Consider the following 3,579-nt stretch of genomic DNA (forward strand, 5'->3'; position numbering starts at 1 on the left):
GGAAAAGCAGCAGCTAATTGAGGCCCTCCAGGCGGTGCGAGGGAACAAGACAAAAGCGGCAGCCATACTCGGAGTGAGCAGAGTCACGGTCTGGCACAGAATAAAAAAATACGGCATTGAGATGGATGTCAAAGCGCATGGTTAATGTCAGATCTCTTCAGTCTTGATCCTGTAGTTATTGGGCAATAATTGAAACAAATGTGAGACTAAAACAGATGTTTTTGGTAGATATACCTTTAATTTTTTATGCTTTTTGTTTTAACATTATTAATGCAAAGAGAAAAATCTCAAGAGGAGATGTCCATGAACATACTCACAACGATCATTCTTCTTCCAGCCTTACTCTACCTGGCCGGATGTGCTTCAACCGTGCCAGACAAAAGCAGCATTCATAGCTCTTACTCTATTGCAGAGGTCAAGAGTTTTTCCTCTGTGCTTAATTGTGACAATACCAAAGTGACAAAGATCAGGGCGGATTTTGTCGGAGACTATTGTCAAATTCTCGCAGCTAACATTAGGGTGTCATTACAGAGAGAAAATCCAAACTTCAAATATGATGAATCAAACCCAGAACTTGTTGTTCACACAACCTTGGAAGAAATTAACGGGGGCAATGAACGCGACCGATTTTGGTTTGGTTTTGGCTTGGACTGGTCAACTACAAAAATCTTTGTCAAAGTTGTTAAAAGCGGTGATATCATTGCTGAACGACTGATAACAGAGCAAACAATAATGCCTATTCTGGCAATCGACAATTTTGCCGGGGAAGATGCTATTTTGCAAGATGCACCGGTGATTGCCCGGAAAATTGTAAAGTTCATCAAAGACCCTATCAACTTCGAGAAAAACGAAACAAAGTCATGGGGCTCCATGCTTGAGATCGGCAATTAATAAACTGAAAAAGAGAGCTGTGCCATTATTTAGGGACACTTCCCTGATTTTGTCGACTTTAAAAACTGGGAAGTGTCCCCTGAATACCCAATAAGCCTAGAAAGAGATTTTTCTGCTTTTTCACGAAATGAAATCGCTGAAGAAGGTTTGTCGCTCCGGATGTACGCTATAGCTTGCAAAAATTGATTACGTGCTGCCGGAGTGAAGGAAATTTCCATCCTTTTAGTCTTCCAGCATTTCGTCGGCTTCAGCAAGAACTGATTCTAGGTCATAGCCAATGCCAGCGTCTATTTCCTTTTCCCCACGAGCAAGCAAGCGCAATATCTCTAATTCATGTTGGTTGTATTCATACTCCTGCATGCTCATCATAACGGCAGCGGCTCGCCCTCTCTGAGTAATGAAAAGTGGGTCGTGAGAAGATGATAGTGTTTTACAATGCCGCTAGCATTTTGGCGCAAATCGGAAATTGGAACTATCTGTGGTGTTTTTTGCATTGCTTTGTCCTCCTATAAGTTCATTCCTAATGGTACATCTGAGCTATTTAGGGACTGGAGTCAGCTTGGTACGACCCCCTTTTGTTTTGTTTCTTGCATGGCCTTTTGTACCCCTTTTGAACAGCTTCTGGCTGGGAATTAAATCGCTGGTTCCACCTTATTTTTCACTAGAGTTGAATTTGATTACTTTTTCCCAGTGGATTGCTCCGGTTGGATCACAAAACATTTCTATAAACTCAAGAGAGAACTTATTGATGACTTTGCCATACTCATCAAAGAATAGATCATTTTTTTCTTTTGCTTTATGGCCGAGAGGGTCAATTATTTCTGTGTATAAGTTATCGTTCCCGGAAACAAATGACCAAAACCGCTGACCGCATAACTTTAAATATTCTCCCTTGTCCGGGGAATTGTCTTTCCCATAGCAACAACCGTTGACAGCAATGACATTATGGGAAGAGGCGATGTTGGTTCCTAAAATTCTTTTGGCTTTTCGGAAATTATCTTTCATCTTTTTTATTTGACTCGAATTGCCCCAGTTTGGCCCTGATTTTATGGAAACAATGTATTTAGAGTTGTCTTTCTCAAGTTCTAGATCAACTCCTTCAGCAGATGATTTTGTACCATTGTAAACATAGTTGCAAATATAGATAGATAACCCTTCAAGAAAACCACCAAACAAAGTTTCTTCTTGGGAAGACAAATGAGCGTCAAGAATAGTTTTGATAAAATCACCAGCGGTTGTGATATTTTTGACTTTAAAAAGGTACGGATTTTTACGCTTGAGCACTTCCTTCAACTTGAGTTTTTTCAATTTTTCTATTCGGTTGCGGTGGAAAACCGGAATGTTTTGCTCTACATACTCCGCTATTTTTTCTCTTGTTATTGGTTTCATATTTTACTTCATCCTCACATAGCCGGTATTGATAATGGGCTGTTCTTTCTTTTGCAAGTTCGCAATATTCAGGGAGGACTTCAACCCCCACTGAGTTTCTGTTTAAAATTTGTGCTACCTCTGCGGTGGTGCCTGAACCAACAAAAGGGTCAAGAACCCAGTCATATTCTTTGGTGAATAGCTTTATAAACCACTCAGGTAAGGCTTTTGGGAAAACGGCACTATGATTTTTATTGTAACACTCTGTCGCGAAATGCAACACATTACTAGGATATGCCATGTCACGACCAACCCAGTTTGAAATATTTTTACCAAAACCACTATTAACCTTTGATTCATCACGGGTGCGGTCTGTGTCGCTTAAATTTTTTAGTCTGGTTTTTGCCCAATCACCCATAGGTACCATTACTTCATCTTGGTACATATTAATTTTTTTGGATTTGTTAAATTGTAGGCACCTCTCCCATGAATCCCTAAAGCGATTTGGCCACTTACCAGGGAAACAATTTTTTTTATGCCAAACAAATTCTTCTGTCCACAGCCAACCTTGCTTTCTTAAAGCTAATATCAATTCCAGTACATATGTGTGGCGTTCTCCATTAACAGCTTTTTCTTTAATGTTTAGGATAAACGTGCCGTCTGGTCTTAAAACCCGAAAGAATTCTTTTGCTCTTGGCAAAAACCATTCAACGTAAGCATCTGGCTTAATACCGCCATACGTTTTACTTCTGCTGTCGGCATAAGGTGGGGATGTGACAATTAAATTAAAAAAATTATTGGGATAATTTCTGAGTACATCCAGACAGTCGCCATTCTCAATTTTCGCTTCTATTTGCTCCATAAAGCCTCCTTGTTCTGGTTTGTGGAATAGGGACACTGTACCTTATTTTTTCACGAAGGGCTTTACGAACTTTATTTGAGCTATTAGGTCCGCTGGACTGTTGGTTCTGCTACAGGGCTATTTAGTCCGGGAGACCCAAGAAAATCAGTTGTTCGGTGGGAGTGGTTTCCTGCTCTTCTTGGCCGGGGCTTTTTTTGACGGATGATCTGCTTTACCCTCTTTCTGTTGGCGATCGGCCGAGGGTAACCGGAGATCCATTACTACACCTCTGGTGGAGAGGATAAGCATTCGCGGTTCATTATTGATCTGTACCGGACTTGGGAGTACATGCTGCTGTAGTAGTATTTGAATTTGTTGACCCGTGAGCGTCAGGCCCTTACAGTCCGGCTCAAGGACAAAACCACAGCCTTCTTTCCAGTTGGAGCAGCCATAGGCCCGTTTGCCCTTAATAACTTCGT

5 protein-coding genes and 1 pseudogene are annotated in these 3,579 nt (G+C 41.0%); 2 read left to right on the forward strand and 4 right to left on the reverse strand.

Translation table 11 applies throughout. The features are described from left to right. Together HQK80_16000 and HQK80_16005 are read left to right on the forward strand one after the other, a co-directional pair. Positions 1 to 145, forward strand: a 145-nt coding sequence (locus HQK80_16000) for a hypothetical protein (GenBank protein ID MBF0223696.1), incomplete at its 5' end; no start/stop codon positions are given. A 158-nt stretch (positions 146 to 303) separates the two neighbouring features. Next, complete coding sequence (locus HQK80_16005) at positions 304 to 891, forward strand: hypothetical protein (protein MBF0223697.1); 588 nt, start codon at positions 304 to 306, stop codon at positions 889 to 891. 222 nt (positions 892 to 1,113) lie between these two features. Here HQK80_16005 and HQK80_16010 read toward each other — a convergent pair. From HQK80_16010 to HQK80_16025, 4 genes and pseudogenes are all read right to left on the reverse strand, one after another. Next, positions 1,114 to 1,385: pseudogene (locus tag HQK80_16010) on the reverse strand (type II toxin-antitoxin system Phd/YefM family antitoxin). 157 nt (positions 1,386 to 1,542) lie between these two features. Next, positions 1,543 to 2,280, reverse strand: coding sequence for a cytosolic protein (locus HQK80_16015; GenBank protein MBF0223698.1), 738 nt, complete (start codon positions 2,278 to 2,280; stop codon positions 1,543 to 1,545). After that, on the reverse strand, positions 2,162 to 3,121 hold the full coding sequence (locus HQK80_16020; protein ID MBF0223699.1) for a site-specific DNA-methyltransferase: 960 nt from the start codon (positions 3,119 to 3,121) through the stop codon (positions 2,162 to 2,164). Before HQK80_16020 ends, HQK80_16015 begins: the two co-directional genes overlap by 119 nt. A gap of 144 nt (positions 3,122 to 3,265) precedes the next feature. Then, a partial coding sequence (locus tag HQK80_16025; protein ID MBF0223700.1) for a hypothetical protein occupies positions 3,266 to 3,579 on the reverse strand: 314 nt, incomplete at its 5' end.

It is taken from the genome of Desulfobulbaceae bacterium (assembly GCA_015231515.1).
Taxonomy (GTDB): domain Bacteria; phylum Desulfobacterota; class Desulfobulbia; order Desulfobulbales; family VMSU01; genus JADGBM01.